The following is a 25,185-nucleotide window of genomic DNA, read 5'->3' as shown; positions in this document are numbered from 1 at the left end:
GGTGCCCTAACCCCCTACGACCCCAACGCCATCTGTTGTGAAGGCATGTACCCGCGCCATGCCCTCCGCGAACTTGCTGTATGTCTGCGCGCCCCCCGGATTGAGGGCCGCCAGCCACCCGGGCAACGACGCCCCGAGGTGCTTCACCTCCACCACCACCCGCGAGTCCTCCCACGCGGGCAGCCCCAGCCGCTCCACCGACAGCGCCGTGGGCGAAAGGGCCAGCTCCGGCGACACCGCGTGGAAGCCGATGTCCCGGTCCACCGTCACGCGCCACTCCATCGACACCTGGTACACGTGCCGCCGGTACGTCACCGCCAGCACCGGCGTCAGGCTGCCCCCCGCGATGAGGGGCAACAGGCTCACGCCGCCCGTCAGGGCCCGGCCCAGCTCCGCGCGCGGCACCCACACGCGCCGCTTCTGCGTGAGCCCCCGGTGCTCGCGCTTCACCTCCAGCACAACGCGCTCGCGGCCCGCGGCGCCCACGTCCGGCGAGTACTCCTTCGTCCTCACCTTGAGGCAGTCGTCCGGCGTGAGCAGCGCGCGCCGCGCCAGCGGACAGCCCGGCTTGTCGAAGTACACCGACACGATGCGCGTGGGCGGCGGCCGATAGCCCCCCAGCTCCTGCGACAGCCGCGTGCACACCGCCTTCGCGTCGGAGGCCTCCAGCACGCGCTTGAACTCACGCCGCAACTTCGTCACTTCGCCTTCCGCGAACGAGATCATGTCCTGGAGTCTCCTCATCGGAAGCGGGTGGCGAGCTGCACGGACAGCTCGAGCGCGGGCGCCACATCCCCCGGCCGGAGCGCCCGCTCCGCCTGGACCTGCGCCTTGAAGGAATCCGCCAACAACACGTTGAAGCCCCCCGTCATCGAGTGTCCCTGGGCCTGGATGCCGCCCTGCAACTGCAGCGCCTCCGCCCCCACCACCGGCTGCACCGCCCACCCCCGGCGTCCCACCGGCACCGTCCAATAGGCGAGCACCGACTGCGACCGGAACGGCCCCAACGCCAGCCGGCCCGCCGCCGCCTCGCCCACCACCGACAGCCCCCACAGCGTCACTTCCGCGTCCGCCGCCGTCGCGTACTGCTTCGTCCCGTCCAGCACCTGCGTCAGGTACGTGCTCGTGCCCAGCGTGAGGAACTTGAAGGGGCGGATGCTCAGCCTCGCGGAGCCGTCCTCGCTCAGCCGCTTCCCCATGGCGTCCTCACCGCCCTGGAAGAGGCCCGCGGACAGCTTCAGGCCCCACGCCTGCTTGAGGCGCATCTCTCCCATGACGCCCAGTCGCCGGCCGCCCAGGTCGTTCGTCGACGTGAGGTAGTCCTCCACCAGCCCGCGCGCCTGGAGGGGCAATTGCCACGCCGACTCCTGCGAGCGCTGGAGGAAGGGCGACTTGAAGCGGCCCGCGTACAGCCGCAGGCGCTTGTCGTCGTCCGATAGCCGCACGAACGCGTCCTTGAGGATCGTCTTGGACGCGAGATCCGCGCTCACCTCCGCGTCCAGGTTGGACAGCGACGCGGCCACACCCACGCGCGCGGACGCGATGCCCAGGTCGCGCTCGTACTTCTGGCGCTCGTCTGCGGCGGCGCGCGCGAACACCCGGCCGAACACGCGGATCCGCTGCCGGGGCGCCCCCTGGTCGTCCACCTTGTCCGCTTCCGCCGGCGCCTCGCCCAGCGTGTCCTCGGGGCCGGCGGTCTTCTTTTTCTTCTTCTTGCCCGGCACCGCCGCGTCTGGCACCGGCGCGCCCGGCTCCGTCACCGCGTCCGCCGTACCGACGACCGGCCCCTGAGCGCCCGCTGGCATCGCCTGCGCCACCGCGCCGTCCAGCGGCTTCGCGTCGTCGTCTCCGGACACCTGGAGCGGCTGGTCCGCGCCGTCCGTCACCGCGTCTTCGTCCGGTTCCGGCGCCGCGACCGCGACCGCCGGCAGGCCGAGGAGGACCGCGACGAGCAGTCCACGCCGCCACCCCTTCTCCTCCAGCCCCTTCCCGCCCATGCCCGATGTCTCCCCGCCCCGGAAATGCCCACGCCCACCGACCTGCTGCCCGCTCCCCCGTGCAACCCCGGTGCCCGCGGCCGGGACGTGCACTGGCGGACAGCCGGAAGCGGCGCGAGGGGTGGATGCCCCGTGACGTGGCTGTGACCCGACCCAACGTGGGAAGGATTTTTCCCTCCCGGGCCCGGACAAGGCTGTAACGCCTGGCTGTAAGAAGGGCGGTGTTACCGATCAGCGGACGGCTCCGCCGGCGGGGCGGCGGGCGCTGGATGCGCCTCGGAGTCGGGCTGTGACGGAGCTGTCGCGGAAGTCGCGCCTGCCCCCGGTGGCGGAGGCCCGGCGACGGGCTCCACGGGCGCGGCTTCCGGAGGCGGGGCCTGGGGCAGGGGAGGAATGGGGTGCTCCGGCGTCACCCCGCGCCGCGTGACGGCATACAGCACCCGCACCAGCAGGAGCCCTCCGGCGATGGCCAGGAGGATGCGCCAGACCCACGGTGGGACCGGGGGGCTGCTCACGGTGAACTGCGCGTGCGCCGTCTTGGGGCGGGTGGTGAGGAAGCGCACGTCCACGTCCCAGGTGCCGGCCTCGTCCGGGACGAACTCGGTGCTCCACCCCACGGCGTCGCGCGTCAGCGTGCGCGTCACCTGGCCGGGCACGCCCTCGCGGGAGAACGCGACCGTGACGGCGCCCTTGAACGGCGGGCCCTGGAGGTTTCCCACCGACAGCGTCAGCCGCAGCGGCTCGCCGGGGCGGGGGACGGCCGGGGTGAGGACGCCTTGGAGCTGGTCCTCCGCGTCCCGCCAGGACAGGGAGAGCAGATCCCCCTTGCGCTCCACCTTGATCTGATCCGGCGCGGGGGCCGCGGCGGCATGGAGGGCCAGCAGGCAGGTCACGACGACCCATCCCACCAGGGAGGTGCTCCTCCGGCTTTGCCTCATGGGCCGCTGTCCCCTAAGATGCGCTGCCCTGTCACCTTCCACTGAGCCCGCTCCCCCCGGGGAGTCCCCGGGATGAACCCTCAAGCCTTCGGGAAATACCAGCTCCTCAAGAAGCTCGCCACGGGCGGCATGGCCGAAGTCTGGCTGGCTCGTCAGTCCGGAATCGAGGGCTTCCAGAAGGAGCTTGTCGTCAAGCGCATCCTCCCGCACCTCGCGGAGGACCGCGAGTTCGTGGAGATGTTCAAGAACGAGGCGCTGATCGCCGCGCGCTTCAACCACCCGAACATCGCGCAGGTCTACGAATTCGGCGAGGCCAACGGCACCTACTACATCGCCATGGAGTTCATCCACGGCGAGGACCTGGGCCGGGTCATGCGCAAGGCCAGCGGGATGAACCAGTGGATCGCCCGTCCGCTGGCCATCCGCATCGTCGCCTCCGCGTGCGAGGGCCTCTACTACGCGCACAGCCGCACGGATGATCGCGGCCAGCCGCTCAACGTGGTCCACCGCGACATCAGCCCGCAGAACATCCTGATCAGCTTCGATGGTTCGGTGAAGCTGGTGGACTTCGGCATCGCGAAGGCGGCGGACCAGGCGTCGATGACGAAGTCCGGCGCCATCAAGGGCAAGTTCGCGTACATGGCGCCCGAGCAGGCCGCGGGCAAGCACCTGGACCGGCGCGCGGACATCTTCGCCATCGGCCTGGTGCTGTACGAGATGCTCACCGGGCACCGGCCGCTCAAGAAGGAATCGGAGCTGGCCACGCTGCAGGCGGCCATGGAGTGCGCCATCCCGTCCCCGTCCGAGGTGGCCGACGTGCCCCGGGACATGGACCACGTGGTGATGCGCGCGCTCGCCAAGAACGCGGACGACCGCTACGACAACGCGCGCGAGTTCCAGACCGCCCTGGAGGAGCTGCTCGTCAACGAGCGCTGGCTGGTCACCTCCGGTCAGATTTCCGAGCTGATGAAGACGCTCTTCGCGGAGCGTCTGGACGAGGAGCGCAAGCAGGGCCAGTTCGTGCCCGTGGGCGAGGACTCCAACACCTCGCCGCCCCGGCCGCCCCCGGACATGAGCTGGGAGGCCCCGCCGGGCGAGTCGCCGTCGCAGTCGCGCGAGCGCTCTCGCGGCAACGCCACCCGCACGGGCTCCGCGCCCCGCCGCGCGACGGGCATGTCGCCCGCGCTGGCGGAGGATCCGAACGAGTACGACGCGCCGTCGCTCACCGGCGTGGAGCCGCAGCCCCGCCGGCGCTCCAGCGCGTCGGAGCCGGCGGTCCGCCGCGGCACGTCCACCAGCAACCCGAACGCGACGCAGATTGCCCGCACCAACTCGCGCTCGGACCTGCGCAGCCAGGCGGTGGACGACGTCCCGCCGCCCCGGCGCACGATGTCGCGCGGCGCGCCGGTGTCGGAGCCGCCCATGCGCTCGCGCTCGGGCGTGCAGCGCATGGACCTGGAGGACGACGAGCGCACGCGCCTGCCGCCTCCCGAGGACGATCTGGAGACGGAGCCGGTCCCCGCGCCCCCGCCGCGCCGCCGCACCAGCACCAGCCAGTCCGCCGTGGAGGCACCGCGCCGCCGCACCTCCAGCCGCGTGGACGCCCCGCGCCCGCGCCCGGTGGCCCCGCCGGTGGACGAGGACGAGGACTCCGGCGAGCGCCGCCCGTCGCGCTCCAACGCCCCCGCGCTGCCGGAGCCCACGAAGCCCCGGGGCGGCAGCGTGCGTACGCTCATCTCCGTGGGTCTGGTGGTGGGCCTGCTCGCGCTGGTCGTGCTCTTCCGCGAGCCCATCATGCTGGCGCTCACGTCCAAGGCCGCGGACGCGCAGGGCGTGTGGCTCACGGTGAACACCAACCAGCCGGTGAAGGTGTCCGTGCGGCACACGGAGCGCTGCAACAGCCCGGAGCCGGTGACGTTCCTGGGCACCGCGCCGCTCACGCGCGTGCAGGGCGCCCACCTGCAGGACACGCTCATCCTGGAGAACGACGCCCAGGGCATCTACCTGGAGGACTCGGAGGAACTCGCGTTCGGCCAGCCCGGCGAGCTGAAGACCTTCGAGCGCAGCTTCAAGGAAGGCACCCTCAAGCTGAAGATCACCCCCAAGGCCATGGCGTCGGGCCTGACGGTGTACCGGAACAACCAGATGATGGGCAGCGCCGGCACGACGCTCAAGCTGATGGAGGGCAAGCAGCGCCTGGAGCTGCGCGGCAAGCAGCTCAAGGAGCCCGTGGCCTTCGAGGCCACCATCAAGCCGGACGAGACGACGGACCTGCCCCTGGACCTGGCCTCCGCGCTCTAGTAGCGCGGCAGGGACGGGTCCACGGTGCGCGAGTACAGGTCGATGCCGCCGTGGAGCGACACGGCGTCCAGGCCCCGGTCGATGAGGTACGCGGCGCCGTCCAGGCTGCGCACCCCGTGGTGGCAGTAGACGACCACGGGGCGGCCCCGGAGGGCGTCCAGCTGCGCGTGGAAGTCCTCCAGCTCCGGCAGGGGCATCAGCACGGAGTCCGGCAGGGCCACCCATTCGTGCTCGTGCGGGAATCTCACGTCCACCAGCACGGGGCGCGCTTCGGGGGGACCTGCCAGGCGCCGGGCCAGCTCGGCGGGGGTGATTTCAGGGATGGGCATGGGGGTTATCTTCTGTTGAGCCGGGAAGGGGCCCGTCAGGTCCCTTGGCTTTTCGGGCGCCAGGGCGTTATGAGGCGCCGTCTACGAGGAGATTGAAGCACATGGATACTTCTACCGCCGTCGCCGGCTCCACGCCGGCCTCCCAGCCCGCCACCTCCGCGCCGGTCGTCCTGACGGCCGCCGCCGTCGCCCAGGTGAAGACGGTCATCCAGGCCCAGGGCTTCCAGGGGTACTTCTTCTCCATCCGCGTGGTGCCCTCCGGCTGCAGCGGCCTGGGCTACGACCTGAACCTCGTCAAGGAGACGAAGGCGGGCGACCAGACGTGGGAGCAGGATGGCATCCAGATCGCCACGGACGCGCTGAGCGCCCAGTACCTCACGGGCACGCACATCGACTACGTCACCAGCATCACCGGCGCGGGCTTCAAGTTCGAGAACCCGAACGCCAAGTCGTCCTGCGGCTGCGGTACGTCGTTCACCACCTGAGCCGTCGCCCGACGCTTCAGGGTGGAAGGAGGGCCGGGATGGGACGCCGGACAGGCGTGCCCCCGGCCCTTCGTGCGTCCAGCCCTCAGGCGCCGGCCACGGGCTTCATCACCTTCATCCAGTTCTGCTCGCCCTGACCGCGGTTGCGGCGCTGGGCGCGGCGGGCCTCGGCCTCCTGGAAGGCCTGGCGCTCGGCGTCCGACTCCAGGAGCAGCGGTGGCACGGGCACGCCCTTGCCGTCCTGGCCCTGCGCCACGAAGGTGAGCAGCGCGCTGGTGGTGAGGTGCCGCTCACCGGTGAGCGGGTTCTCCGCGTGCACGGTGACGCCCACCTCCAACGACGTGCGGAACGCCGCGAGCACGCGCGCGTGGAGCAGGGCAATCCAGCCCACGCGGATGGGGGCGTGGAAGTGCAGGTCGTCCATGGACGCCGTCACCACGACCTGACGGCAGTGGCGCTGGGCGGCCACGGCGCCGCAGATGTCGATCCACTGCATCACCTTCCCGCCGAACGCGGCGTTCAGGTTGTTGGCGTCCGGAGGGAGGATGAGCTGCGTCATCACCACTTCGGATTCGCGCGGGCTCTTCGGGCTGAGGTCGTGCATGGCGCGGCCGAGCGTCGCACGAAACGCGGCCGTGTCAGGCGAGGAATGCGGAGACGCGGTCCATGAACTCGTCGCGCCCCGGGCCCCGGCGGATGTCCTGCGTCGTGACGTCCACCACCAGGCACTCCACGCCGTACTTCTCCTGGAGCACCTGGGGAAAGCCCGCGTAGTAGCCGTTGAGGCCCTTGAGGAACTGCTTGCCAATGCCCTTCTCCTCGGCGCGGCCGCGGGTGCGGATGCGCTGGAGCAGCACGTCCTCGGAGGGCACGTCGAAGCAGATGACCTTGTCCGGCCGCACGATGTGGCGCGACAGCCGCTGGAAGTACTCGTAGTACAGGTCCAGCTCCGCGTTCGTCATGTGCCCCAGGCCGTGCAGGTACTTGGCGAAGATTTCCGGGTCCTCGTAGAGCGTGCGGTCCTGCACGCAGCTCTTCCTGACGGAGTGGATGAGCTCGTGGTGCTCCACGCGCCGGATGAGGAACTCCAGCTGCAGCGTGAACGACCACCGCGTCATGTCGCCGTAGTAGTCACGCAGGAAGCGGTTGTCGATGACGGGCTCGTCGAAGAGCTCGAAGCCGAAGCCCTGGCTGATGAGCTTCGCGGCCGTCGTCTTGCCCGCGCCGATGTTGCCCGCGAGCGCCACGAAGCGCTTGGCGCGCGGCACCTTCACCTTGAGCTTGAGGGTGTTGCGAGCGGGCTTCGATTCGGACTCGGCCGGGGGCGGCGCCTTGGGGGAGGGCGGCTCGGAGCGGGACGTCGCCGGACGCGCGCGGGCGGTGGAGCGGGGCATGGAGCCCGAAGGCTTAACCCGGCTTTCCAGAGGCGTCCATTCGCTGGCGGAGCAGGTCCGGCCGGTCGGTCATGATGCCGCCGATGCCCTCCTGGAGGAGCCGGTCCATCTCCGCCGGATCATCCACGGTCCAGACGTTGAGCCACTTGCCGCGCTCGGCCGCGGCCTTGAGCAGCGCGTCGTCCACCAGCCGGACCTCGCCGAAGTACAGCGGCATGTCGAGCACGCGGAAGCGCGCGTCCTCCGGCGGCGCCTCGCCCGCCTTGAGCGCCAGGACGAACGCGGCCAGCGCGTCGCGTGGATAGAAGTGGCACACGTCGGGGAGCCGCGCGTGGAGCCGCTCCGCGATGACGTCCTGCTCGCTGCCAATGCACACGCGGCCCAGGGCGTCTTCCTCGGTCAGCAGGCGGGCGAGCACTGCCTCCGCGCCTGGCACGTCCGGCTTGAGCTCCACGTTGAGGCGCAGCGATGGGAAGGCGCGCAACACCTCGCGCAGCGTGGGCAGGCGCACGCCCTGACCACGGAAGGGGAAGGTGCGACCCTCGTCCGGCGTGAAGCGGTGGCCCGCGTCCAGCTTGCGCAGCTCCGCCAGCGTGAGCGCGGCGAGCGGACCTTCACCATCGGTGCAGCGCTCCAGCGTGTCGTCGTGCGCGACGATGACTTCGCCATCGCGCGACAGGTGCACGTCCAGTTCCAGCATGTCCGTGCGGTGCGTGTGGACGGCGCGGTGGAACGCCTCCAGCGTGTTCTCCGGCGCGAGGAGCGCGCCCCCGCGGTGCGCGATGTGGAGCGTGGGCTTCAGCCCATGGAGAAACGTGTCGCGCGGAAGCATTGATCCACCTATTCCTGAATTGACGACGATGTCACGAACGGGGGCCCAGTCCGTTCCTTGCCGGCCCCGTGGGGCCGCCGGTATAAGGGCCTGAATCCTCAGCCCGACCGGCGTCTGACTTCAACAACGACGGCGCCCCTTACCTCCCGGAGAGATACGAATGGAACTGCGCACGAAGCTGGGGGCCGCGGCCCTCCTGGCTGCAGCGGCGATGGCCACGGCGGCCGGCTGTGGCGGCCGTGACGATGAAGGCAACAACCCGACTCCGGACGCCGGCTGCACGGGCGTCTGCAGCACGGATGCTGGCACCGACGCGGGCTCGAACACCGACGCCGGCACCGATGCGGGCTCGAACACCGATGCCGGCACCGACGCGGGCTCGAACACCGATGCGGGCACGGGCGGCCAGATTGCCCAGACGCGCAAGCTGTCGTTCGGCACCAAGGCGACGCTGCACGACGTCATCGTCACCGACGTTGACTATGAGAAGCTGGGCACCGACGGGAAGCAGTGGCGCTCGTTCTTCTGGGTGACGGACCCGGCCTTCCCGAAGGAGGGCCTCTATATCAGCAAGTTCTACGACGATGTGCCGGACACGTACCGCCCGCAGCCGGGCAACAAGGTCGACATCGAGGGTTACTTCGGCACCGAGCCGAACTACCAGCCGTTCAGCGGCCGCCGCCATCACCTGGCGAATGACTACCGCAACGGGAAGACGCTCAACATCACCGTGAAGTCCGACGCGGGCGTGGACGCCCGCCCGCCGGCCAACGAGGTGACGGTGGAGGACCTGAAGACGTCGCTCGAGGCGGCCCAGAACGCTGCGTCCTTCCTGGGCACGCGCGTCCATCTGACGGGTCCGCTCACGCTGACCAACCCGCAGCCTGTTCAGTTCCAGCGCTTGGACAATGAGGACGCGGGCACCATCTACTACGGCTTCGAGGTCACCGGCGGCATCCTCGTCTACCAAGACAAGACGCGCTCCCGGAATCTGAGCGATGGCGGCACGGTCGTCGGCTGTGACTTCCAGAAGGCCGCCCTCGATGGCGGCACGGTGACGTTCCCCAACGGCATCAGCGGCGTCTGGGACACCTACACCTTCGCGCCCTGCACCAACGGTAGCTCGGACATCACCGGCTGCGGCAACAACAGCTCCGACAGCGGCGTGCCGGGCACCACCCAGCGCTACACCTACACCATCATCCCGCAGGGCTGCGAAGACCTGCCGGGCCAGGTGAACGGCGCGGCCTTCCCGTAATCCGCTGGACCTGAAGTCTTCCCGTCCGCCTCCCAGGGCCCCGTGCCCTGGGGGGCGGTCATGTTTCAGGGACCTGAAAGTTCGCGTGCCCCGCCGGGCCTGCCTAGAGTCCGGCGCCGGGCGGGTCGGACGGCTCCCCCCGGGGCTGGAATGCAGGTAGGCTCCGGACACGCTTCAAAGTTCCACCCGCGGTCCGCACCTTCCACGTCCTTGAGCTCGCCCCAGACGGCCACCCCGTTCGGTAAATACCTGCTCATCAAGCGCCTCGCGCTGGGCGGGATGGCGGAGCTGTTCCTGGCGCACAAGCCGCCGGACCCCACGCTGGTGGTCATCAAGCGGATCCTCCCGTACCTCTCCGAGGAGCCGGAGTTCGTCCAGATGTTCCTGGACGAGGCGCGCATCGCCGCCCAGCTCCACCACCCCAACATCGTGCAGGTGCACGAGCTGGGGAAGGAGGGGGACAACATCTTCATCTGCATGGAGTACGTGGAGGGCGTCGACCTGCGCCGCGTGCTCGCCGAGGAGTTCAAGTTCGGCGCCTCCATGCCGTATGGCGTCGCGGCGAAGATCTGCGCGGCCATCGCCGCGGGCCTGGACCACGCGCACTTCAGCCGCGGCGTGGACGGGCGCCCCCTGGAGCTGATCCACCGGGACGTCTCTCCGCAGAACGTGATGATCTCCTACGACGGGCGCGTGAAGCTCGTCGACTTCGGCATCGCCAAGGCCGGCGCGTTCATGGAGCGCAGCAAGCCGGGCGTCATCAAGGGGAAGTTCCTCTACCTGTCCCCGGAGCAGATCCTCCAGGAGCGGCTGGACCACCGGGCGGACATCTACGCGCTGGGCGTGATGCTGTACGAAATCACCACCGGCAAGCAGCCCTTCCACCGCCCCACCACGGAGGGCATCCTCTACGCCATCCGCTACGAGGAGCCGTCGCCGCCGCACCTGGTGCGCCCGGACTACCCGGAGGCCCTGTCGCGCATCGTGATGCGGTGCCTGGTGAAGGACCGCACCCAGCGCTACCAGCGGGCCTCGGACGTCCGCAACGACCTGGAGGCGTTCCTCGCGTCCGGCGTGCTCAAGCAGAGCCTGGACGTGGCGGGGTACATCGCGCGGCTCCTGGGAGAGAAGGAGGAGCGCACCGTGCTCCACATCCCTCCGGCGAAGCGCGCGGGCCGGCACGAGGCCACGGTGCCGCTGCCGGCCCTTCGCACGCCGCTGCCGCCTCCGGTGCCCGACCTGCCGGAGGACACCGCCGCGCGCACGCTGCCCCTGGCCGACGCGGAGGACACGGCCGCTCGGACGTTGCCCCTGACCGAGGACACGGCGTCGCGCACCCTGCCGCTGGGCGGCACCGCTTCGCAGCCCCGGGGACCCTCGGCGCTGACGCCCGTGGCGCTGGTGGCCCGGCCTCCCGCGCGCAGGCCCACGGCCGAGGCCGCCGCGCTGCGCGCCTGGGACGCCGAGGAGAAGGAACCCGAGACGCAGATGGCGCTGCCGCGCGACCTGCCCACGCGTGACGACGGCGACGAGGACGACGAAGGCGAGTCCACCGCCGTCGGGACCCTGCCCGGAGCGCCCGCGCCGCGCCGCCACCTGGAGCCCGAGTTCGAGGCGGAAGCCTGGGACGACGAGGACGTGCAGGAGGAGGACGACGACGCCGACTCCACCGTGCCGCTGCGCGCACGCCGTCCCCGGGCCATGGCGCCCACGCCGGCGCGGCGGGTGGGGCCTCCCGAGGCGACCGCTCGCACTGGAGAGCGGGGCGGGGGAGACCGTTCGCGGCGTCCGTCGTCCGGCGTGGCCACGCCTCGCGGGACGGGCACTGGGGAGGAGCCGTTCGCGCCCACCGCGCGCCGCACGCCTCCCAGCGCGTCCGAGGCGCGTACCTCGACGCCGCCCGCGGTCTCGCGCCGTCCGGGTGCGGCGGCTGCCGACGATGGCCGCTCCGAGCCGCTCTCGTCCGGTCCCCGCCGCATGGGAGACGACGGCCGCTCCGAGCCGCTTTCCTCCGGTCCTCGCCGCATGGGCGACGAGGGCCGCGTGTCACAGTCCGCGGGCCCGCGCCGGGGCGTCTCGCCTTCCAGCGACGCGAACCGGGCCGCGTCGCCGGGAGGTCCCGGGGCCCGCAACGCGCGCCCGCCGCCGCGGCCTGCGCCCGAGGACGACGAGCTCTTCCACACCGACCCGGGCCCCTCCGGGGCGAGCCTCACGGACCCCACGCCCGTGTCCTCCGGCGACCCGGACGACGACGAGTCCACCGTCGGGTTCCAGGCCCCGCGTCGGCCGCCCCGGCGGACCGTGCGCCCTCCCGTCGACGAGGACGAGGCCTACGCTGACGAGGGGCCCGCCACCCTCGACCACTCCCGGCAGCGCGGGCGTTCGCGCGCCGTGCTGTTCGTGGTGGGCACGATGCTCGTCGCCGTGTTGGGCCTGGGGCTTGCGTGGATGATGGGCCTCTTCAGCCAGGAGGCGCAGTCACCCCCCGCGCCCATGAAGGGGGCTCCAACAGGAGGTCCGGCGCGCCCCGGGCCCCTGGGGGCAGCCCCTGCGAAGCCGCCCCCGCCCGCTCTGGAGCTGGCGGCGCCCCCGAAGTCCGCGGAGCCTGCCCTCGCGGACTCCGCCGCGACGATGAAGCCCGCGGAACCCGCCGTCGCTGACACCTCCGCGACGCCGCCGGACGCAGGGCTCGCGGTGGCCGCGGCCGGTGCCGAAGCCGCACTCACTCCGGCCCCGGAGCCGGCGCCCCCCACCGAGCCCCCACCCCCCGCCACCGTGGACGTCCGCTTCGAGGCCCCGGCGCGGACGGTGCTCGGTCGGCCGGGCGGCGGGAAGCTGCCCATCAACCAGGTGGTCGCCCTGGCCCCCGGCCCGCTCCGCGTCCAGTACACCTGTCCGGGAAGACGGGCACCTCGGGGGATCGAAACCTACAACGTCCGACCTGTAACCGGGGAACTCCAGACGCTCCGGGTCCCCTGCCGGCGGAAGCACTAATTGGCACGGCGACTTACGCGTATGCGGCATCCGCACCCTGCGGCGGACACGTAGGACCGGGTAAGCTTGAGTGCCCTTAAGTCGTTGGAATTCCTTGGCTTTCCACCAAGCGGGCGCGTTTACACATGTCAGAGGGGTCCGTAGACTCCGACCCCTCTATGGCTCGCGCGAAGAAGCGGAAGAACATCAACCGACAGAGGACCTACCCCGCGGGGAGGGTGGCCCGGCAGCTCCCGGTCGCCCCGGAGCCCAACCGACTGGTGAAGGTGTGGCGGCGCGTGTTGGAGCGCCGGCTGCGCACGCGGCTGCGGGGGAAGGTGGCGGTGGAGATCCACGACAACACCCACACGATGCTGACGTTCCAACGGCAGCGGGCGCTGTGGCGGTTGAGGCTGCACCACATGTTCCTGGCCGCGCCGGACGACGTGCTCCAGGCGCTCGCGAGTTTCGTGCGCAAGGGGGACCCGGACGCCAGCGCGCTCCTGGACCGCTACATCGAGCGCAACCGCATCTTCATCCGCCGGCTGTCCCCGGCGCAGATGCGCAAGCGGCTGCGGCTGTCGCCGGTGGGGCGCTACCACGACCTGGGGCGCATCTATGAGCGGCTCAACGAGCGCTACTTCCAGAGCCGCATCGACGCGGCCATCACCTACGGGCCGGCGCCCCGGGTGAAGGGGCCTCGCAAGAGCATCAAGATGGGCTCGTACTCGGCGGACTCGAAGGTCATCCGCATCCACCCGGCGTTGGATCAGCCGCTGGTGCCCCGGTACTTCGTGGAGTGGATCGTCTTCCACGAGATGCTGCACCACGTCTACCGCGCCCGCCGGGGTGAGGACGGCCGGCGCTGCATCCACCCGCCGGAGCTGATGGAGCACGAGAAGCGCTTCCACGACTACCAGCGGGCGGTCGCCTGGGAGCGGGAGAACCTGGACCTGCTCCTGTGCGCCCGCACGGAGCCGAACTGACGTGAAGCGGGCCCGCTCCCGCGACGCCCTGGAGGCGTTCGGGACGCGGGGCCCTGGATGGAGTGGCTGCGCGCGGCCTCAAGGCAGGATGAGGCCGCCGGGGCTGCGCCGCTCGCCCGTGGGGGCGGCAGGAGCCGCTTCCGGGCCCGTGGCGGCCTGCGCCTGGGCACCCGCCGCGGCCAGGACCACGACCTTGGCGAAGAGCGTCTCCGCGAAGCGCGAGAAGGGTTCCTCGAGCCCGTGGAAGAGGCGCCGCGCCTCGCCCCTCGCGATGGATGCCTGGAGGGCCCGCCCGGTCGCGTCGAAGAAGGCCGCCATGCGCCACAGGCGGCGTGCGTAGCGCTGGCGCACCTCCGGCGTGAAGTACGCCTTCGCCGCGTCCCGCACCCGCTGCTGCACCTGCTCCTGCCGCTGGACTCCGCTCAACGCCAGCGGGCTCGCGGCCAGCGCCTGCACCTGCTCCATCAGCGCCTGGACCTCCGCGTCGGGCGGCATCCACTCGGCGATCTCCGGCGTGGCGTGGAGCTGGTCGCCCTCCAGTGCGTGGCGCACGTCGTCGGGCTCGGGGGCGGGGAGGGGCTCCGGCTCGTGGAGGGGCTGCACGCCGTGGTGGCGCAGCGCGGCCTCCAGGTCCGGCGGAAAGGGCGTGCGGGTGCGCAGGTTGAGGGCCGCTGCCTCGGCGAGCAGCCGGGCTCCCTCCTCGCGGGAGACCTCCATGCCGAAGCCGTTCTTCAGCCCATGCTTGAGGATGCGGCGGATGGACCCACGGCTCTGCTCGGTGCGGGTGAGCTCCAGGACGCCCTGCTCGTCCGACGCGATGACCTGGAGCAGCTCCACGCCGCCGTGCACCACGCGCGTGAGCAGCAGGCCGTACTGCCCCGTCGAGGACACCACGGTCACCAGCGTGGGCAGCGTCTCCGGCGCCGGAGCCTGGGGCGCGGCCCTGGGGGCTTCCGCCGGGGTGACGCCCCGCGAGCGCAGCCGGTAGAGCGCCTTCTTCGCGGCCTTGGCCAGCGGCTTCATCGTGGAGGCGGACAGGGCCTCCGGCAGCGCCACCTGGCCCGCCAGCACCGCCGCCTCCAGCACCGCGCCCGCCAGGGCCTCCGGCAGGGCCTCCACGGTCGCGGCGGACGCGCTGCCCACGTCGTCCGCGAGCCTGCGGGCCTGCGCGACGTCCGCCTCCGGGAAGGCGGGCAGGGGCGTGCCGGCGCGCAGCGCATCCAGCAGGGGACGGGGCTCGGTGGAGGCAGGGCTCATGCGCGGGGGTTCTACTTCACGCCCTACCGCCGCCGCACCAGCCAGCTCCCCCCGGCCTGTCCCACGATGACCAGTTCCGACTGGAGACGTCCGCCGAAGACACGCGACGGATGCACCCCTCGCACGAGGAAGTGGTCGTACCAGCTTCCCTGGGTCGCGTAGTCCATCTCCTGGGGCCGCCATTCGGAAGGGAAGGTGGGCGGCACCTCGCCCCGGTAGCGCAGCGGCGAGTGCGGCGTGCTGGCGAAGGTGAAGTTGGGCACCCCGCCGCGCTCGCGCGCCACCACCGCCGCGGCGTGGATGAACACGGGGAAGCGCACCACGCGCGAGCGCGGATCGAACACCAGCCCCATCACCTTCGGCCGGTTCGCGGCCAGGTTGGAGAGCGCCTCCAGCTCGCGGGCCTCCACGGAGAAGTCCCGGAAGCCGCGCCCCATCACGAAGGTCAGCACCAACGCGCTCGCCGCCGCCGCGAAGGTCAAGGGCGTCCGCCATCCGGCGCGCACGGCGGGCACGCTGGCCACCAGCAGCGCCGCGGCCAGGTGCGCGTAGCGAGTGTTGAGGTAGTAGACGTACCCCCGGATGTCGAAGGGCAGGAGGAAGTAGAGCGCCAGCGCCAGCGCGCCCAGCCCCAGCAGCCGCCAGCGCGCCACCGGGCCCTCGCGGCGCGTCCCCGCTCCCACGAGCCCCAGCACCCAGCCCGCCACCGCCAGCGCGCCCACCGCGTACAGCGGCCAGCGGTCCGAACCGTCGTGGAACGTGTTGGCGAGCACCTGGAAGAACTCCGAGCGGTTCTGCTCGAAGCCCTTCCACGCCAGGTTCTGCGGCGAGAACGTGGGCCCCCACGCCTTCCACGGCGCGCCCGGCTGGATGTCCGGCGGGTTGCCGAACCGCAGCACCACCCACGACAGGAACAGCGCCACGCCGGGCACCACGCCCAGGAGCGCCGGCACGCGCGGCCGCAGCCGGGCCCCCATGCCGCGCGCCGTCGCGTCCTCCGGCACCGGCGTGGTGATGAGCAGCCACGGCAGCCCGAACGCCAGGAACCCGAAGGCCTGCACGTGGAAGAGCAGCACCGCCACCAGGCACACCGCCAGCCCCAGGCCCCAGCGCGCGCGCCGCGGTGCGTCCGTCAGCGTGCGCACGAAGAGGCCGCAGCACAGCAGCGTCAGCGGCAGGGCCGCCAGGTAGTTGATGAAGCCCCAGCCGAAGCTGTCCCCGTACGCGAGCGGCAGCGTGAGCAGCGCGGGCCACGAAGGCCGCCCCAGGCTGCGCAGGAGGAAGGCCATGCCCAGCGGCATCCCCACCACGTACGCGGTGAGGAAGACGCGGTTGGCCAGCTCCAGCGGCAACAGCCAGTTGAGCGCGCTGACGAGGTAGTAGTACCCGAGGTAGGGCGTCAGCTCGTGCCGCGCCGCGAACAGCGTGGGGTACAGCGTCGTCGGGTCGTCCAGCCGGTGCAGCACCGAGATGAGGTACAGGTGCTGCGGCAGGTCCACCATGGGCAGGAAGCGCGACACCCAGAGCGGGAGCGCCCCCAGGACGAGCGCGGCGAAAAAGGCGATGCGGGCGGGTCGGGTCGTCACGGGCGGCAGGGCGCGGACTGTACGCGCGCGGCACGTCGACGGGCGAGCGCACCGTGTGCTCCGTCAAGAGGTAGGCAAAGGTGCGCGCGAACGCCTTGGCAGGGGGAGTCCCCTGCGCTATAGGCCGGGACGGCGGCCGGCCTCCCCCCAACGCCTCGTCGGGGCCTCCGCCAAGGAGAACGGACCATGGCACGCAGCGCGATGTGGATGACCTCGGGATTGCTGCTGGGCGGCCTGTGGCTGATGCCCGCCAGCGCCCACGCCTGCGAGGCCCACGCGAAGGCGGCCGCCTCCAAGGGCACCGAGACGACCGCTCCGGAGGCCAGGAAGGACGACGCGCCCCGCCCCCTCGAGGAGCTGGATCAGCTGCTGACCGCGAAGTGCTCCTGCGGCAGCAAGGCGGACTGCACCTGCAAGCGCGGCAAGTGCGAGTGCGCCAAGTGCAAGGGCCACGCTGCGCCGCGTCAGGTCACGGACGCGCTGCGGGGCCACCCCGCCACGCAGGAACTCCAGGAGGCGCGCAACGACGCCTCCGCGGGCATCTTCATCTGAAGCGGGGAGGGGGCCTGGATGGGGCCCCGTCGAAGCTGCGCCGTCGAAGCTCCGGGGGCTTCAGGCCGCCGGGCTGGCGGGACGCCCGCGCGGCGCGGGGGTTCCGCCCTCCGCCACGAGCACGGGCCAGCCGCGCGCCATGGCCTCGCGGAAGAAGCCCGCGAGCTGATAGCGGCTGGTGTTCACCGCGCCCTGGAACGGGTCGATGAGGGCCTCCTCGCCCAGGCTCTGCTGCGAGGACAGCTGCACCGGGTGGCCGCAGCGCTCGCAGCGGATGGACACCTGGCGCACCAGCGCCACCGGCACCGCGTAGCGGGCGCTGCACTCGCCGCACTTCCACACGAGCGCGCGCTCGCCGGCCTCCCGGCGCGCCAGCTGCTCCAGCTCGTCCGCCATGCGCAGGAGCGCCGGCAGGTCCTGGGGCGGCTGGGCGAAGATGGCGCTGGGGCCATAGCCCTTGCCCGGAGAACCCAGCGCCGGGGGACGGTCTCCCTGAAGCAGGGCGCGCAGGCGGTCGCGGGCTTTCAGGTCGCGGAACTCGGCGCCGGCGAGGGCTCGCTCCACGGCTTCAACCACCGGGGGAAGCTCCGGCTCGAGGCGCTCGTCGTCCGGCAGGGTCTTGGGGAAGTCCACCAGCCGGTGGGCGGGAAGTGCGAGAAATCGGAAGGCCACGTTCCTTCCATGGCACTTGGGCCCGCCATCCGCAAGACGCGAGTTATCAAACGTGGGACGCGGCCGACAGTCCGCGCCCCGGCTTGTCTCAGGCGGACCACTCCAGCATCCGCCGCAGGGGCGCCAGCGCCGCGTGCTGCAGCTCCGCCGGCAGCACCAGCTCCGGCGTCCTGTCCCGCATGCACCGGTAGAGCTTCTCCAGCGTGTTGAGCCGCATGTACGGGCACTCGTTGCACGCGCACCCGTTGTCCGGCGGCGCCGGGATATACGTCTTGTCCGGCGCGGACTTCTTCATCTGGTGGAGGATGCCCGCCTCCGTCACCACGATGAACTTCTGCTTCGGGCTCTTCACCACGTAATCCAGGATGGCCTTGGTGGAGCCGATGAAGTCCGCGTGCCGCAGCACCTGCTGCTCGCATTCCGGGTGGGCCACCACCAGCGCGTCCGGATGCTCCACCTTCAGCCCCACGAGCTTCTTCTCGCTGAAGATTTCATGGACGATGCAGCTGCCCGGCCACAGCACCATGTCGCGGCCCGTCTCCTTCATCACGTGCCGTCCCAGGTGTTGATCCGGCGCGAAGAGGATGGGGCGGTCCTTCGGAATCTGGTTCACGATGCGCACGGCGTTGGACGACGTGCAGATGACGTCGCTCATCGCCTTCACCGCGGCGGAGCTGTTCACGTACGACACCACGAAGGCGTCCGGGTGCTTGTCCTTGAACGCCTTGAAGGCCGCGGGCGGGCACCGGTCCGACAGGGAGCAGCCGGCCTTGAGGTCCGGAAGCAACACCTGTCGGGTGGGATTCAGAATCTTCGCGGTCTCCGCCATGAAGTGCACACCGCAGAAAACGATGACGTCCGCTTCCGTCCGCGCCGCCGCCTGCGCGAGCGCCAGGCTGTCACCGACGAAGTCGGCCACGTCCTGCACCTCGCTCTCCTGGTAGTAGTGCGCCAGGATGACCGCGTTCATGGAGCGCTTCAGCTCCCGGATTCCGGCCTCGTAATCCACCGTCTCTCCCATGGAGGGACCTCCTCGTCGCCCGCGTATTCTGTAACGGCGTGCAGGCCTCGCGACCAGCGCGCTTCACCTTCCCGCGGCCGTGCGTCCTACCCACCAAGGGGTCCTCGGTGACTGCGCGTCTTTAACCTATTCCGAAAAGTCGCTTACCCCTGCGTACATCACCTAATCCATGGGAGCAGGTAAAGTATAGGGACGTTGTTCGCCGGCGGTTCACCGGGAGGGCGTTTCAGCGCGCGTCCCGCTGGCGACAAGAGAGCACCTGGCTCGGGCACTCAAGACATGTGGATGGCGGGAACGGGGCGCGTGCGAGCCCCGCGTCGACGGGAATGGCGCCATGCACAGGCGCCGGTGTGGCTCTTGCGCGTCGGGAAAAATCCATGAGCGTGCCGACTCACGAAGTCCTCATCGTCCACCCCAACGAGGTGCGCCGCAACGCGCTCAAGTCCGCGTTGAACGCACACCGTGTCTCGGTGGTGGGTTCACAGCTGGAAGCCACGCGGTGCATGGAGGCGTCCGCGCCCACGCTGATCATCGCGCCCGCGGACAACGCGCGCCGCTTCCTGCGGCACGTGGACCGCGCGGCGCCGGAGGCCGTCTGCGTGTTCGTCTGCGCGCGGTCGGATCAACACGGGCTGGAGGAGCTGGTGGAGACGGCCGCGGAGGGGCACGTCTTCAGCACCCTGGATGACGGGCTGACGGAAGGCGAGCTGAGCATGCGCCTGCGGGACCTGCTGCAGCTGCGCGCCTCCACGCGCGTGTCGCTGGACGCGGGGATGCGCGTGGACTTCCGCCTGCGGGGCCAGCCCTTCAGCGCCGAGTGCCAGGACCTGGGCCACTTCGGCGCCGCGCTCCAGGTCCCCATGGACGCGTCGATGGCGGCCTTCCTCCCCGGCACACCCCTGGACGCGCTGTCCATGGTGCGCGACGGCCGGGCGGTGCTGCACGTGGCCCGCGCGTACGTGCGCCACGCCTCGCCCGTCCAGCAGGGGACGCAGCTGTTCCTGCGCGTGGGCATCTCCTGGAGGCCCACCACGGATGACGCCACCTCCGCCCCGCCGCGCACGCTGCGGGACGCGGTGGCGGTGCAGGCGGCGCTGCGCAAGGCGCTGCGGCGCGAGCTGCCCGTGTGGCTGCATCCGCCGGACAGACAGACCGCGCACTTCCAGCTGGAGTCCGCCACGGTGGAGCCCTGCGACGAGCGCGGCCTCCTGCTCGGGCAGGTGTCCCCGTCGCTGCCCGCGACCGTGGGCGAGGTGGTCCACCTGTCCTTCGAGATGGGCGGCCAGCGCTACCGGGGCGTCACCAGCGTGCTCCGCGCGGGGCGTGACGGCGTGGCGCTGGGCATGCCGCGCTCGCTCGCGGTGGAGAACCGGCGCGGGCAGCCGCGCTTCCGCCCCGGCGCGCAGCACCGCTTCCTCGTGAGCTTCACGTCGCCGTTCAGCGGCCAGCGCATCACCCGCGCGGTGCTGGACCTGGGCGCGCGCGGGTTCGCCTTCCCCATCGACGCGTCGTGCGAGGTGCTGCCGGTGGGCTCGCAGCTGGACACCACGCTGCTGTTGCCGGACGGCGCGGAGGCGGCGTGCCGCGTGGAGGTGCGCTCGGTGGACGTCGTCCCGTTCGAGTCCCAGCATGATCAACGCCTGAGGCCCTACCGCTGCGGCGTGCGCATCCTGGACATGCCTCGCGCGGTGCGCGACGCCATCGTGGATGCATTCGTCTCCGCCCGGCAGCCCCAGGTGTGCGACGGCGCGGAGTTCCGCTTCCCGGACCTCTGGCGGATGATGGAGGACGCCCGCTACACCTTCCACCCGGACCACCCCTTCGGCGAGGAGTCCCGCGTCCTGCCCGTGCTGGAGGAGACGCACGCGCGGCTGGGGCGCGCGCGCGAACTGGGGCGCTCGCTCGTCTTCACGGACGCGCACCGGCCCCTGGGACACGTCAACGGCCTGCGCATGTACTCCGGCACGTGGCTGGTGCAGCACCTGGCCGTGATGCCGGGCTTCCGGCGCAGCGAGCAGATCTCCAGCGAGCTCACCTCGCTCGCCGTGGAGGTGGGGGAGGCGATGGAGGACGTGGAGTTCATCCGCTACATGTGGCGCACCGACAACCGGTGGCCGCACCGGCTGGGCACGTGGCTGGCGCGCGTCTTGGAGGGGCAGGGCCTGTGCCACCTGCGCCAGTTCCACTACCTGCGCGCGGACCTGACCCAGAATCGTGTCGTGGACGCGAGGGCGCTGCCGGCCGTGCGCGAGGCGACGCCGGCGGACCGCCGGTGGCTGGAGTCCTACCTGCGCCGCCGCGGGGAGATGGTGCGTCTGCTCAGCGAGGACCTGTGCGCGGACCCCGGCCCCGAGGCGCACCTGTTCGAGCGCTTCCGGGGCGCGGGCCTGCACCGCGAGCGGCGGATCTTCGTGGTGGACGGCGAGGCGGGCCCGCTCGCGCTGGCGCTCCAGGACGAGGCCACGCCGGGCCTGAGCCTCATCGAAGTCACCAACGGCTTCAACCTGGTGGTGGCGGACCGCGAGCACCCGCGCGCGACGGACGCGGTGGCGGCGCTGACGCTGCGGTGCATGGTGCACGCTCGCGAGCGCGGCCGGCGCTCGGCGCTGGGCCTCGTGGACGCGCTGGACGTGCCGGTGCTGCGCGAGCAGGGCTTCGTGGACCAGGGCCGCTTCTCCGACTGGACCTTCCACCGCTCCATGGTGCGCCGCTGGTGCGAGGCCTGGCGCTCGCTCTTCGAGCGGCAGTTCCCCATGCGGCGCATGAAGCGCCGCGCGGTCGTGTCGGCCGCGGCATCGCTCGAGAAGCAGGAGGCGCGATGATGTACCTCATGGAATCCGCGGACGAGGCCCGCCGCCTGTTGGAGCAGGAGCAGTCCCAGGACACGCGCGCGGTCCTGCGCCGCACGGGCCTCAAGCCGGGGGACCGCGTGCTGGACGCCGGCTGCGGCCCCGGCGGCATCTCGGAGTTGATGGCGGAGCTGGTGGGGGAGGGCGGCCACGTCACCGGCGTGGACCTGCACGAGGGCCGCGTCGCGGAGGCCCGGGCGCGCAACGCCCACCGCCCGCACCTGACGTTCCTCCAGGCGGACGTGCGCGCCACGGGCCTTCCCGCGGACGCGTTCGACTACGCGTGGAGCCAGTACGTCTTCGAGTACCTGCCCGACCGCGACCTGGCGCTCGCGGAGCTCATCCGCGTGACGCGGCCCGGAGGCCGGGTGGTGGTGTCCGACATCGACGGGCTGGGCTTCCAGAACTGGCCCTTCCCGGAGCACCTGCGCGCGGGCACCCAGCGCATCGTGGAGGCCCTGGCGTCGCACGGCTTCGACCTGTACGTCGGCCGCAAGCTGTTCTCCGAATTCCGCCGGGCGGGGCTCTCCGACGTGCGCGTCCACCTGATGCCCTTCTACCTCGCTCCGGGGGCCGCGGAGGCGCGGCTCGTGCGCGACTGGAAGACGCGCTTCGAGGCGCTGGCGCCGGTGGGCACGGCGGCCCTCGGCGGCCCCGAGGCCTACCAGTCGCACTGCGCCGACTTCCTGGCGATGCTCGAGGACCCGGAGGCCTTGAAGTACGCGGTGACGCTGGTCACCGAAGGAATGAAACCGTGACCCAACGCCTTCCGGCGGTGAAGGTGCAGGACGTGTCACCGGACAACGCCCCCGAGGTGAGCGTCCGGGCCACGTCCACGCTGCTGCTCTACTTCGAGCACCGCTACGGCGCGGAGCGGCTGAACAAGGTGTGGCGCGAGCATGGCTTCAGCCTGGGGCTGGAGTACATGCGCCAGCCCACCAACTACGTCTCGCTGCGCTTCCTCGAGCGCGTGGCGGCGGCGCTGCGCGAGGAGTCCGGCGACTCGCGCTTCATGCGCGAGGCGGGCCTCTTCACCGCGTCTCCGCAGGCGCTGGGCTTCGTCTTCTACATGCTGCGCGCCTTTGGTTCGCCCAAGGCCTGCTACAAGCAGACCATCGACTTCTCCCCCAGCTACAACCGCGTGGGGGCGTTCACGGTGGACCTGCTGGAGCACAAGCGGCTCAGGCTGTCCTACCGCAGCAGCATCCCGGAGCAGACCCGCAACATCTGCGAGCTGCGCATGGGCCAGTTCGCGTCCTTCCCCACCATCTGGGGCCTGGCGCCCGCGGAGGTGCGGGAGACGGAGTGCCAGGTGCTGGGCGGCGCGGCCTGCCGCTACCACCTCACCTGGACGGATCCCCCGGCGCTCTGGGGCCACTACCTGGGGCTGCTCCTGGGCATGGTGAGCGGGCTGCTGGCCACGCACCTGGGCTGGGGGGACGCGCTCTTCTCCGTGATGTCGCTGGGCACGGGCGGCTTCGCGCTGGGCGGCTGGCTGGACCGGCGGCGGGAGATCCAGCGCAAGGACGAGCTGCTCGCGGCGCAGGCCCAGGCGAACATGGGCTCGCTGCGCGAGCTCCAGCAGCGCTACGACGAGGTGTTTGGCAGCAACGTGGCGCTGGAGGACCGCGTCGTGGCCCGCACGCGCGAGCTGTCGGAGGCCAACGCGAAGCTGGAGGCGGCGCTCGTCAAGCAGCGCGAGCAGGACCGGCTGAAGACGGAGTTCTTCGACAACGTGAGCCACGAGCTGCGCACGCCGCTCACGCTCATCCTGCTGTCGCTGGACGCGCTCCAGAAGGAGCCGGAGTCGCTGCCCACGGTGGTGCGGCAGCACCTGGTGACGCTGGACCGGAGCACGCAGCGGCTCCTGCGCCTCATCGACAACCTGCTCAACCTGGCCCAGCTGGAGGCGGGCAAGGTGCGCCTGCGCTACCAGCCGCTGGAGCTGCACGCGTTCCTGACGTCCCAGCTGCTGCCCTTCCGCACCGTGGCGGAGAAGCAGGGGCTCACGCTCTCGCTGGAGGGGGGGCCGGTGTCGCCGGTGCACGTGGACGCGGAGCGGATTGAAGGCGTGTTCCACAACCTGGTCTCCAACGCGCTCAAGTTCACCCCGTCCGGCGGCAGCATCGCGGTGCGCGTGCGCGAGGACGACACGGACGTGCACGTGGAGGTGGCGGACACCGGGCAGGGCATCGCGGCCGCGGACCTGGCCGTCATCTTCGACCGCTTCGCCCAGGCGGACACGTCCGGCACGCGGCGCTTCGGAGGCAGCGGCATCGGCCTGGCGCTGGTGAAGGAGACGCTGGAGCTGCACGCGGGCGGCATCGAGGTGTCGAGCACGCCGGGGCAGGGCTCCAGCTTCCGCGTGCGGCTGCCCAAGGGCACGCAGCACCTGCGCGAGGAGCTGCGCGAGCGCCGCTCCACGGACCTGCCCACGCGCCGGGAGCGCCGCAGCTCCGGCCGCTTCGCCACCGTGCTGGCCGCCACCGTCGCCGGGGCGCAGCGCCCCACCGAGCCGCAGGACCACACGCGCGCGGACGCGAAGGCCCCGCGCATCCTGGTGGTGGAGGACGACGCGGAGATCCGCGCCTTCATCGCGGACATCCTCGCGCCCAGCTACCGGGTGCTGGAGGCCACCAACGGCGAGGAGGGCGTGCGGCGCGCGCTGGAGGAGCGGCCGGACCTGGTGGTGTCCGACGTGATGATGCCGGTGCTCTCCGGCCTCAACCTGCTGGTGCAGCTGCGCTCCCACGCGCAGACGGTGGACATGCCCGTCATCCTGCTCACCGCGCGCCAGGAGGTGTCCGCCAAGGTGGAGGCCCTGGGCGCGGGCGCCAATGACTACCTGGGCAAGCCCTTCAGCCCGCGCGAGCTGCTGGCGCGCGTGGAGACGCAGCTGCGCCTGCGTGAGGCGGCCGTGCGCGCGGCGGAGAACGAGCGGCTGGCGGCCATCGGCCTGCTCACCTCCGGCTTCGCGCACGAGGTCCGCAACCCCCTCAACGGGCTGATGAACGCGCTCATCCCGCTGAAGGAGGTCATCCAGGGGAACCCGACGGGCGCCGACCCCAGCGTGGGCCCGGCGATGCTGGAGGTGATGGAGGAGTGCGGCCAGCGCATCCGCCACCTGGCGGAGTCGCTGCTGTCCTTCGTGCGCACGGCGGAGAAGCCGGTGGCGGTGCGGCTGGACGCGGCGCTCGACTCCACGCTCAGCGTGCTGGGCTGGCGGATCCCTCCGGGCATCGTGGTGGAGCGCGCCTACCACTGCGCGAACCCCATCTGGGGGGACCCGGGCACCCTCAACCAGGTGTGGCTCAACCTCCTGGACAACGCCCTGCGCGCGGTGGGCGACACGGGCCGCGTGCGGGTGGAGACGTCACAGGAAGGGGACGAGGCGCTCGTCACCATCGCGGATACGGGCGTGGGCATCCGCCCGGAGGACCTGGAGCGGCTCTTCCAGCCCTTCTTCTCCACCCGCGCCGCGGGCGAGGGCACCGGCCTGGGCCTGGCGCTCAGCCGCCGCATCGTCCTGCAGCATGGCGGCCGCATCCACATCTCCAGCGAGATGGGGAAGGGCACGCGCGTGGAGGTCCGGCTGCCCCTGCGGCCGGCGCACGCGGAGCCCCTGGCCTCCACCCCCACCACCGGTGCGAGTCGCGGCCGGTGGTCGCGGCGCCTCGGCTGACGCGCCCGGCCACGAACGCGGAGGGCGCGGGGGGCTGGCGGGCCGCTCGCGCAGGGAGCGGGAATTCCCCAGG

The 25,185-nt window shown here is 71.6% G+C and carries 20 protein-coding genes; 9 read left to right on the top strand and 11 right to left on the bottom strand.

The window, feature by feature from the left end:
• Nucleotides 1-6: 6 nt before the first annotated feature.
• The 3 genes from KYK13_RS26375 to KYK13_RS26365 all read right to left on the bottom strand — a co-directional run bounded on the left by KYK13_RS26375 (nt 7) and on the right by KYK13_RS26365 (nt 2,905).
• Complete coding sequence (locus tag KYK13_RS26375; RefSeq protein WP_223634882.1) at nt 7-726, bottom strand: VTC domain-containing protein; 720 nt, start codon at nt 724-726, stop codon at nt 7-9.
• 14 nt (nt 727-740) lie between these two features.
• Nucleotides 741-1,997 (bottom strand): hypothetical protein, encoded by a 1,257-nt coding sequence (locus KYK13_RS39110; protein ID WP_304504058.1) that lies wholly within the window; start codon nt 1,995-1,997, stop codon nt 741-743.
• A 224-nt stretch (nt 1,998-2,221) separates the two neighbouring features.
• On the bottom strand, nt 2,222-2,905 hold the full coding sequence (locus KYK13_RS26365) for a hypothetical protein (RefSeq protein ID WP_223634880.1): 684 nt from the start codon (nt 2,903-2,905) through the stop codon (nt 2,222-2,224).
• Nucleotides 2,906-3,007: 102 nt separating this feature from the next.
• On the opposite strand from KYK13_RS26365, the gene KYK13_RS26360 reads away from it, so the two are divergent.
• A complete protein-coding gene (locus KYK13_RS26360) occupies nt 3,008-5,236 on the top strand; it encodes a serine/threonine-protein kinase (protein WP_223634878.1) in 2,229 nt (742 codons plus the stop codon).
• On the opposite strand, the gene KYK13_RS26355 is transcribed toward KYK13_RS26360, so the two are convergent.
• Nucleotides 5,233-5,565: a rhodanese-like domain-containing protein gene (locus KYK13_RS26355; protein ID WP_223634876.1), complete on the bottom strand. Its 333-nt coding sequence runs from the start codon at nt 5,563-5,565 to the stop codon at nt 5,233-5,235. The two genes, KYK13_RS26360 and KYK13_RS26355, sit on opposite strands and share 4 nt — an antisense overlap.
• A gap of 101 nt (nt 5,566-5,666) precedes the next feature.
• On the opposite strand from KYK13_RS26355, the gene KYK13_RS26350 reads away from it, so the two are divergent.
• Complete coding sequence (locus tag KYK13_RS26350) at nt 5,667-6,050, top strand: iron-sulfur cluster assembly accessory protein (protein ID WP_223634873.1); 384 nt, start codon at nt 5,667-5,669, stop codon at nt 6,048-6,050.
• Nucleotides 6,051-6,135: 85 nt separating this feature from the next.
• On the opposite strand, the gene KYK13_RS26345 is transcribed toward KYK13_RS26350, so the two are convergent.
• From KYK13_RS26345 to KYK13_RS26335, 3 genes are read right to left on the bottom strand one after another with little or no spacing between them, the layout of a single operon-like run.
• Entirely contained in the window at nt 6,136-6,654 is a 519-nt protein-coding gene (locus KYK13_RS26345) for an acyl-CoA thioesterase (protein ID WP_223634871.1), read from the bottom strand.
• 34 nt (nt 6,655-6,688) lie between these two features.
• Complete coding sequence (locus KYK13_RS26340) at nt 6,689-7,444, bottom strand: deoxynucleoside kinase (protein WP_223634868.1); 756 nt, start codon at nt 7,442-7,444, stop codon at nt 6,689-6,691.
• Nucleotides 7,445-7,457: 13 nt separating this feature from the next.
• Complete coding sequence (locus KYK13_RS26335) at nt 7,458-8,276, bottom strand: glycerophosphodiester phosphodiesterase (protein ID WP_223634866.1); 819 nt, start codon at nt 8,274-8,276, stop codon at nt 7,458-7,460.
• Between the two features lie 160 nt (nt 8,277-8,436).
• On the opposite strand from KYK13_RS26335, the gene KYK13_RS26330 reads away from it, so the two are divergent.
• The 3 genes from KYK13_RS26330 to KYK13_RS26320 all read left to right on the top strand — a co-directional run bounded on the left by KYK13_RS26330 (nt 8,437) and on the right by KYK13_RS26320 (nt 13,493).
• Nucleotides 8,437-9,534, top strand: coding sequence for a hypothetical protein (locus KYK13_RS26330; RefSeq protein ID WP_223634863.1), 1,098 nt, complete (start codon nt 8,437-8,439; stop codon nt 9,532-9,534).
• 210 nt (nt 9,535-9,744) lie between these two features.
• On the top strand, nt 9,745-12,528 hold the full coding sequence (locus tag KYK13_RS26325) for a serine/threonine-protein kinase (RefSeq protein WP_223634859.1): 2,784 nt from the start codon (nt 9,745-9,747) through the stop codon (nt 12,526-12,528).
• 158 nt (nt 12,529-12,686) lie between these two features.
• Nucleotides 12,687-13,493, top strand: coding sequence for a hypothetical protein (locus KYK13_RS26320; RefSeq protein WP_223634857.1), 807 nt, complete (start codon nt 12,687-12,689; stop codon nt 13,491-13,493).
• Nucleotides 13,494-13,571: 78 nt separating this feature from the next.
• Here the strand turns inward: KYK13_RS26320 and KYK13_RS26315 are convergent, their stop codons facing one another.
• Together KYK13_RS26315 and KYK13_RS26310 are read right to left on the bottom strand one after the other, a co-directional pair.
• Nucleotides 13,572-14,750 carry a hypothetical protein gene (locus KYK13_RS26315; RefSeq protein ID WP_223634854.1) on the bottom strand — a complete coding sequence of 393 codons (1,179 nt, stop codon included), beginning with the start codon at nt 14,748-14,750 and terminating at the stop codon, nt 13,572-13,574.
• Between the two features lie 23 nt (nt 14,751-14,773).
• Nucleotides 14,774-16,336, bottom strand: coding sequence for a hypothetical protein (locus KYK13_RS26310; protein ID WP_223634852.1), 1,563 nt, complete (start codon nt 16,334-16,336; stop codon nt 14,774-14,776).
• Between the two features lie 186 nt (nt 16,337-16,522).
• Here KYK13_RS26310 and KYK13_RS26305 point away from each other — a divergent pair, with 186 nt between their 5' ends.
• Nucleotides 16,523-16,888, top strand: coding sequence for a metallothionein (locus KYK13_RS26305; protein WP_223634850.1), 366 nt, complete (start codon nt 16,523-16,525; stop codon nt 16,886-16,888).
• Between the two features lie 60 nt (nt 16,889-16,948).
• Here the strand turns inward: KYK13_RS26305 and KYK13_RS26300 are convergent, their stop codons facing one another.
• A complete protein-coding gene (locus tag KYK13_RS26300; RefSeq protein ID WP_223634848.1) occupies nt 16,949-17,560 on the bottom strand; it encodes a zinc-ribbon domain-containing protein in 612 nt (203 codons plus the stop codon).
• An 88-nt stretch (nt 17,561-17,648) separates the two neighbouring features.
• A complete protein-coding gene (nadA, locus tag KYK13_RS26295; RefSeq protein WP_223634846.1) occupies nt 17,649-18,581 on the bottom strand; it encodes a quinolinate synthase NadA in 933 nt (310 codons plus the stop codon).
• Nucleotides 18,582-18,958: 377 nt separating this feature from the next.
• On the opposite strand from nadA, the gene KYK13_RS26290 reads away from it, so the two are divergent.
• From KYK13_RS26290 to KYK13_RS26280, 3 genes are read left to right on the top strand one after another with little or no spacing between them, the layout of a single operon-like run.
• Nucleotides 18,959-21,403, top strand: coding sequence for a PilZ domain-containing protein (locus KYK13_RS26290; protein WP_223634843.1), 2,445 nt, complete (start codon nt 18,959-18,961; stop codon nt 21,401-21,403).
• Complete coding sequence (locus KYK13_RS26285) at nt 21,400-22,188, top strand: methyltransferase domain-containing protein (protein ID WP_223634840.1); 789 nt, start codon at nt 21,400-21,402, stop codon at nt 22,186-22,188. The genes KYK13_RS26290 and KYK13_RS26285 overlap by 4 nt, the downstream gene beginning before the upstream one ends.
• Nucleotides 22,185-25,112, top strand: a complete 2,928-nt coding sequence (locus KYK13_RS26280) for an ATP-binding protein (protein WP_223634837.1) — start codon at nt 22,185-22,187, stop codon at nt 25,110-25,112. Before KYK13_RS26285 ends, KYK13_RS26280 begins: the two co-directional genes overlap by 4 nt.
• The last annotated feature ends 73 nt before the right edge of the window (nt 25,113-25,185 follow it).

Source organism: Corallococcus sp. EGB (assembly GCF_019968905.1).
In the GTDB taxonomy this organism is placed as follows: Bacteria; Myxococcota; Myxococcia; order Myxococcales; family Myxococcaceae; genus Corallococcus.
Note: the sequence above shows the minus strand (reverse complement) of the source record. Positions and strands in the feature narration are given on the sequence as shown.